The organism is Rhizobium sp. SRDI943 (genome assembly GCF_057653695.1).
This window is the reverse complement of the sequence record NZ_CM172787.1, coordinates 4,452,760-4,460,000: the sequence shown is the minus strand read 5'-3', so window position 1 is coordinate 4,460,000 and position 7,241 is coordinate 4,452,760. Positions and strand designations below refer to the sequence as shown.

The 7,241-nt window shown below is 62.5% G+C and carries 6 protein-coding genes (1 of these 6 running past the window's edge); 4 read left to right on the top strand and 2 right to left on the bottom strand.

Features of this window, described 5'->3' with window-relative positions; genetic code table 11:
- The 3 genes from hrpB to AC245Y_RS22260 all read left to right on the top strand — a co-directional run.
- Positions 1-1,611 carry the 3' portion of an ATP-dependent helicase HrpB gene (gene hrpB, locus AC245Y_RS22270; RefSeq protein ID WP_017995617.1) on the top strand. 855 nt of this gene lie to the left of the window's left edge, so only the last 1,611 of its 2,466 coding nucleotides appear in the window; its start codon lies beyond the left edge, outside the window; it ends in the stop codon at positions 1,609-1,611.
- A 23-nt stretch (positions 1,612-1,634) separates the two neighbouring features.
- Positions 1,635-2,963, top strand: coding sequence for an ActS/PrrB/RegB family redox-sensitive histidine kinase (locus AC245Y_RS22265; RefSeq protein WP_012759591.1), 1,329 nt, complete (start codon positions 1,635-1,637; stop codon positions 2,961-2,963).
- A 67-nt stretch (positions 2,964-3,030) separates the two neighbouring features.
- A complete protein-coding gene (locus tag AC245Y_RS22260) occupies positions 3,031-3,609 on the top strand; it encodes an ActR/PrrA/RegA family redox response regulator transcription factor (RefSeq protein WP_012759590.1) in 579 nt (192 codons plus the stop codon).
- Positions 3,610-3,632: 23 nt separating this feature from the next.
- Here AC245Y_RS22260 and AC245Y_RS22255 read toward each other — a convergent pair whose 3' ends face one another.
- Positions 3,633-4,127, bottom strand: a complete 495-nt coding sequence (locus AC245Y_RS22255; protein WP_012759589.1) for an MmcB family DNA repair protein — start codon at positions 4,125-4,127, stop codon at positions 3,633-3,635.
- Positions 4,128-4,306: 179 nt separating this feature from the next.
- Between AC245Y_RS22255 and AC245Y_RS22250 the strand changes: the two genes are divergently transcribed.
- Entirely contained in the window at positions 4,307-4,990 is a 684-nt protein-coding gene (locus AC245Y_RS22250) for a L,D-transpeptidase (protein ID WP_012759588.1), read from the top strand.
- 76 nt (positions 4,991-5,066) lie between these two features.
- Here AC245Y_RS22250 and AC245Y_RS22245 read toward each other — a convergent pair whose 3' ends face one another.
- Complete coding sequence (locus AC245Y_RS22245; protein WP_017995614.1) at positions 5,067-7,238, bottom strand: malate synthase G; 2,172 nt, start codon at positions 7,236-7,238, stop codon at positions 5,067-5,069.
- Positions 7,239-7,241: the final 3 nt, after the last annotated feature.

The following is a 7,241-nucleotide window of genomic DNA, read 5'->3' as shown; positions in this document are numbered from 1 at the left end:
ATCACCATCGATGGCGTCAGGATCGTGATCGACAGCGGGCTGCAGCGTCTGCCGGTGTTCGAGGCGTCGACCGGGATCACACGGCTGGAGACGGTGCGCGTGTCGCGGGCTTCCGCCGATCAGCGGGCGGGCCGCGCCGGACGAACGGAGCCGGGCATCGCCGTCAGGCTGTGGCACCAGGGACAGACGGCGGCATTGCCGGCCTTCACACCGCCGCAGATCCTTTCCAGCGATCTCTCGGGGCTGGTGCTCGACCTCGCGCATTGGGGCGTTCAAGATCCGGCATCGCTTGCCTTCGTCGATCAACCACCGGAAACGACGCTGAAGGAGGCGCGGGTTCTGCTTGGCCAGCTCGGCGCCCTCGACAAGGACGGAGCGCTGACAGCCCGCGGCAAGGTGATGCGCGATCTCGCCTTGCCGCCGCGGCTTGCCGCTATGGTCGTCTCGGCGGGAGAAGTGGGACACGCTCGGGATGCGGCGATGATCGCCGTGCTTCTCACCGAACAGGGGCTTGGCGGAACGAGTGTCGATATCGAGGAGCGGCTGCGACGCTTCAAGGCCGAGCGGGCCGAGAGAGCGCAGGCCTCGCGGCGGCTGGCGGGACGGCTGGCGAGCGGCCTCGACAACGTTGCCTCAGCGGCGCCGGCGCTTGCCGGCCAACTGCTGCTGCATGCGTTCCCGGATCGAATCGCGCTTCAGCGTGGCGGGCGCGGTCGATTCGTGATGGCGAACGGCCGCGGAGCGGAGCTGCCGGAAACCGAGAGGCTGGCCGGCAGCCAGATGTTGGTGATTGCCGACCTGACCGGACGGGCGGCGCAGGCGCGGGTTCTGGCGGCAGCAGAGGTGACGCGCGGCGACATCGAAGCTGAGTTGCCCGGTGAGATCAAAACCGGCGACCAGATATTCTTCGACCGGCAGAGCCGACAAATCCGGGCGCGGCGGGCAACCCGGCTCGGTGCGATTGTCTTCGAAGAGACGCCTTTGCCGCGCCCGTCCGGGGCAGCAGTCACCCAGGCGCTGGTGGACGGGGTACGCGAACTCGGGCTCGATCAGCTTGCCTTTTCGAAGGAGGCCATGCAGCTTCGCGAGCGGATTGGATTCCTTCACCGGACGATCGGCGAGCCCTGGCCCGATGTCGGCGATGATGCCCTGCTTTCCCGGTTGGACGAGTGGTTCGCACCCTTTCAGACCGAGGCCCGCGGCCTTTCCGAGATTTCCGCAGCCGGGCTTTCGAACGGGCTGATGTCTCTGGTGCCGCATGAGCTGCAACGCGACCTTAGCCGGCTTGCGCCAACCCATTTCGAAGCGCCGACCGGCCAAAGGCATCCGATCCAGTATGAGGGCGAGGAGCCGGTGCTGACGATCCGCGTACAGGAGCTGTTTGGACTGAGGCAGCATCCTGCCATTGCCGGTGGCCGCCTGCCGCTGCTGCTCGAGCTCACCTCGCCGGCGCACCGGCCGATCCAGACGACACGCGACCTGCCGGGCTTCTGGGCCGGCTCGTGGAGGGATGTGCGTGCTGATATGCGCGGGCGCTATCCCCGGCATCCCTGGCCGGAGCGGCCGGAGGATGCGTTGCCGACGACACGGGCAAAACCGCGTGGTACATGAGGGCCGTTCAAGGAGCCCTCGGCATGATCGACAAGCCTGGCATGATCGACAACACGGAAGGCTATACGCTGGAGGACAGGCACAACAGCCGCAGGCTGCGCCTGCAGACATTGGTGCGGCTGCGCTGGCTTGCCGTCGGCGGACAGGCGCTGACGGTTTTCATCGTTGCCTTCTGGCTGAACTTTCCCCTGCCGCTGATTGCCAGCTCTTCGCTGATCGCCGCCCTTGCCTGGGTGAATTTTTACCTGACGATCCGCTATCCACCGACGCATCGGCTGGAACCGCCAGCCGCCTTTGCCCTGCTCGGCTTCGACCTTTTGCAGCTCTGCGCGCTGCTGTTCATCACCGGCGGCCTTGCCAATCCTTTCGCAGCGCTCGTCTGCGTGCCCGTTATCATTTCCTTTGCCTCGCAGCCGATCCGCTACAGCACCGCGCTGATCGGCTTTGCGATGGTCTGCATCACGGTGCTTGCCTTTTCGCCCTTCCCGCTGCCCTGGTTCGACGGGGTCGAAATCAATGTCCACAACGTCATGCAGTTCGGTGTCTGGTGCTCGATCGCCTCGACCATGGCATTCGCCGCCTTCTATGCCTATCGGGTCTCGATGGAAGCGAGCCAGCTTGCCGATGCGCTGGCTGCGACCGAACTGGTGCTGCAGCGGGAAAAACATCTGTCGCAACTCGATGGGCTGGCGGCCGCGGCCGCCCATGAGCTCGGTACGCCGCTTGCGACGATCAGCGTCGTCGCCAAGGAAATGGAGCGGGAACTCAAGGATGACGATCGTTTCCGCGAGGACGTCATGCTGTTGCGCAGCCAGAGCGAACGCTGCCGCGACATCCTGCGGCGGCTGACGACGCTTTCCTCCGAAGGCGAGGCACATATGCGCCGGCTGCCGCTTTCGTCGATGATCGAGGAGATCGTCGCCCCGCACCGAGAATTCGGTATCGCTCTCGAGCTCATCGAAAAGAGCCCGCGCAAGGGTGAGCCGGTCACCGACCGCAATGCCGGCATCATGTACGGGCTCGGCAACCTGATCGAAAACGCCGTCGATTATGCGCGGGAGAAAGTGATCGTGACTGTCGAGCACGATCACGACAAAGTCCTGATCGTCATCGAGGACGATGGCAACGGTTATGCGCCTGACATTCTGACGCGGATCGGCGAGCCCTATGTGACGAAGCGGCAGAAAGAGGATACGGCCGGCGGCCTCGGGCTCGGGCTGTTCATCGCCAAGACGCTGCTGGAGCGCTCCGGCGCATCGCTGATTTTCGAGAACCGCGATCCGGAAAGTGCGGGCGCGCGCATCCGAATCGAATGGCCACGCATGCTGATCGACGCAAATTCGACAAAATGACTTTGTCGGCATAAACAGGATATAGCGGTTGACGCAGATCGGGCGTTCAACCGCCGGGGCCGAGACGATGACAGAACAGAATCATGACAATTTCACCGCGTCGGACGAGGATCATATCGGTCCCGACGCCAGCCTGCTGATCGTCGATGACGACGGGCCGTTCCTGCGCCGCCTGGCACGGGCGATGGAGACGCGCGGCTTCCAAGTGGAGACGGCCGAATCAGTAGCGGAGGGCGTTGCGAAATCGAGAGGCAGGCCGCCGAAATATGCGGTGGTCGACCTTCGGCTCGGCGACGGCAATGGGCTCGACGTCATCGAGGCGATCCGCCAGCGGCGCGACGACACCAGGATCATCGTGCTGACCGGCTACGGCAATATCGCAACGGCGGTCACGGCCGTGAAGCTCGGCGCCGTCGATTATCTTGCAAAACCTGCGGATGCCGACGATGTGTTTTCGGCGCTGACACAGCGGCCGGGTGAAAAGGCTGAGCTTCCCGAAAATCCGATGTCGGCCGACCGGGTGCGCTGGGAGCACATCCAGCGAGTCTATGAAATGTGCGAGCGCAATGTTTCCGAAACGGCGCGCCGGCTCAATATGCACCGGCGGACGCTGCAGCGTATCCTTGCCAAACGCGCGCCGAAATAGACGCGCACCTCGCGCGCTTATAATTAGACGTCGTCCACAGTGAACGGTTTTCCGTTCGCCCATTCGGCCATCATCAGCCTTTGCGCGGCAGCACGCGAGAAGTTGAGCGTGACGGATTTGCGCGTGGCCGGCGCCATGCGGTGTTCCGGCGCCTCGCGAATCATATGGGCGCCATAACCATCCGACAGGAACAGTCCGCATTCCTCGGGAAAGATCTCCAGCGGCACATCCTGGTGAGTCGCAAAGAACAGGCGGTCGCAATGCAGCCTGTATTCCGGCCATTTGCGATCCACCCTGAAATCCTCGATCGAGGTCTTGATTTCGATGATCCAGACCTCGCCTTTTTCCGAAAGAGTGATCAGATCGGCGCGGCGGCCGCTGGCCAGCGGCAGTTCGGGCAGCACGGCGTGGCGCATTTCATGCAGCAATATCTGCGTTCCACGCCGCACCATCATGGCCCTGTCCGATTGCCGGCCATCGATTAACGGATTGTTATTGTAAACGCTCAAAATCGTCATGGATAACCATCAGAGGGGCTGGCGTGTTGTTGCAAAAAAACCATGCGCTTCTAATTTGCGCGGCAGACGGATTTGTCGCGCTGCAGTAGCCTTGCAAAGCGCAAGTTAATCGAAAATAAACCATAATCAACGATGGTCGAAAGACCGTTCTCCTTGCCCCAAAACTTCAAGAGTCATCCATGCGCATCTGCAATGCATTCCCTGTATTTGGCCTGCTGGCGACGCTCGCTCTGGCCGGTTGCTCTACGACATCAGACAGCGCATCCGTCGACGACAAGGGCGCAGGCCCGACGGTACAGACAGCACAGATCTTCAATGACGCCTACGGCGTGACGAAGGATGCCGGATACTCCCTGCCGGCGATCCCGATCGACAGGGTCAAGCCGCAGTTCCGCCGTCAGGTCGTCAGCTACCAGACCACCGAGCGCCCCGGTACGATCATCGTCAACACGCGCGAGCGCTTCCTCTATTACATCCTGGCCAACGGCAAGGCGATGCGCTACGGCATCGGCGTCGGCAAGCAGGGCTTCGCATGGGCCGGCACCGCCTACGTCGCCTGGAAGCAGGAATGGCCGAACTGGCACCCGCCGAAGGAAATGGCCGTCCGCCGTCCTGATCTCGCCAAGTACGTCGAGGACGGCATGGGTCCGGGGCTGACCAATCCGCTCGGCGCGCGCGCCATGTATCTCTTCAACGAGGACGGTAAAGACACGCTCTTCCGCCTGCACGGCACGCCGGAATGGGCCTCCATCGGCACCGCCGCTTCCTCGGGCTGCATTCGCCTGATGAACCAGGACGTCATCGATCTCTACAGCCGCGTTCGTCCCGGCAAGGGCACGTCCAAGGTCGTCGTCATTCAATAAGCTAATTGCCGAATTCGGTATAAAAAAGGCCGCCGGACTGTCGTTCCGGCGGCCTTTTCGCATTCTCCGGCAAGCGTCACGCGGCCTGTTTCGCCTTGAGCTCGCGGCGGCGGCGGTGAAGCACCGGCTCGGTGTAGCCGTTCGGCTGTTCCCTACCCTTGAGGACGAGATCGAGGGCAGCCTGGAAGGCGATCGAGTCGTCGAAATTGTCGGCCATCGCCTGATAGGCGGTATCCGACGCATTCTGACCGTCGACGACGGCGGCCATGCGTTTCATCGTCTCGACGATCTGAGCTTCGGTGACGACCTTGTGATGCAACCAGTTCGCCATATGCTGGGCCGAAATGCGCAGCGTCGCGCGATCTTCCATCAGGCCGACATTGTTGATGTCGGGCACCTTCGAGCAGCCGACGCCCTGATCAACCCAGCGCACGACGTAGCCGAGGATGCCTTGAGCATTGTTGTCGAGTTCGCGCTGGATTTCCTCCGGCGTCCAGTTCGGCCGCACCGCAACCGGCACGGAGAGAATGTCGGAGAGCTTGGCGCGAGCGCGATCCTTCAGCCCCTGCTGGACACGGGCGACATTGACGCGGTGGTAATGGGTGGCATGCAGGGTTGCGGCCGTCGGCGACGGCACCCAGGCGGTGTTGGCGCCGGCCTTCGGGTGGGTGATCTTCTGTTCGAGCATCGCCGCCATCAGATCCGGCATCGCCCACATGCCCTTGCCGATCTGGGCGTGGCCGGCAAGGCCGCATTCGAGGCCGATGTCGACGTTCCAGTTTTCATAGGCGGAAATCCACGCCGCCTGGCGCATGTCGCCCTTACGAATCATTGGGCCGGCTTCCATCGACGTGTGGATCTCGTCGCCGGTGCGATCGAGGAAGCCGGTATTGATGAAGACGACGCGCTCACGGGCGGCACGGATGCATTCCTTGAGGTTGACGGTCGTGCGGCGCTCCTCGTCCATGATGCCCATCTTGATGGCATTGCGCGGCAGGCCAAGCGCATCTTCGACCCGCGAGAAGATTTCGACGGCGAAGGCCACCTCTTCCGGCCCATGCATCTTCGGTTTGACCACATACATGGAGCCGGTGCGGGAATTCTTCCGCCGGCCGGAGGGACCAATATCGTAAAGCGCGATCAGGCCGGTGATAACAGCATCCATGATGCCCTCAGGCACTTCGTTGCCGTCGCGGTCGAGGATCGCCGGGTTGGTCATGAGGTGGCCGACATTGCGCACCAGCATCAGCGAGCGGCGGTGCACCTCGAAGGCGGCCCCATCCGGGCCGGCATATTGCAGATCCGGGTTGAGCCTGCGGATGAAGCTCGTTCCGCCTTTTGCCACCTCTTCCTGCAGGTCGCCCTTCATCAGACCGAGCCAGTTGCGATAGACCACGACCTTGTCCTCAGCATCGACAGCGGCAATCGAATCCTCGCAGTCCATGATCGTCGTAATTGCCGATTCCAGCCAGACATCGGAAATATCGGCCGGATCGGCGTTTCCGATCGTCGTCGTCGCATCGATGACGATTTCGATGTGAATGCCGTTGTTCTTCAGGAGAATATGCGTCGGGGCGGCGGGATCTCCGCGATAGCCGGCAAAATGCTTGCCATCCGTCAGCATGGCCTGCTCGCCATCGATCGATCTGACAGAGAGCGCTCCATCCCTGACGGCGAAGCCGCCAACGTCCTTCCACCGGCAGTCCTGCAGCGGCGCTGATGTATCGAGGAAATCGCGCACCCAGGCGATGACCTTCTCGCCGCGTTTCGGATTGTAGCCCTTGCCTTTTTCGGCGCCGTCGCTCTCGGGAATGGCGTCCGTGCCGTAGAGCGCATCATAGAGCGAACCCCAGCGGGCATTGGCGGCATTCAGGGCATAGCGAGCATTCATGACGGGAACGACGAGCTGCGGGCCGGCGATCGATGCGATCTCCGGATCGACATTTTCGGTCGAGACCTGGAAGTCCGATCCTTCCGGCAGGAGATAGCCGATGTCGCGGAGGAAGGACTGGTAATCGTCCATATCGGCCGGGGCGCCGTGCCGGCGGTACCAGTCGTCGATCTTTACTTGCAGCTCATCGCGTTTTGCCAGCAGCGCACGATTCTTCGGGGCGAGATCGTGGACTACAGCCGAAAAATCGGCAAAGAACTTGTCCGCATCGACCGCCAGGCCCGGCAGCACCTCCTTGACGAGGAAATCATGAAGGACGGTTTCGATGGCAAGACCGTTCTTATCAACGCGGCTCATGCG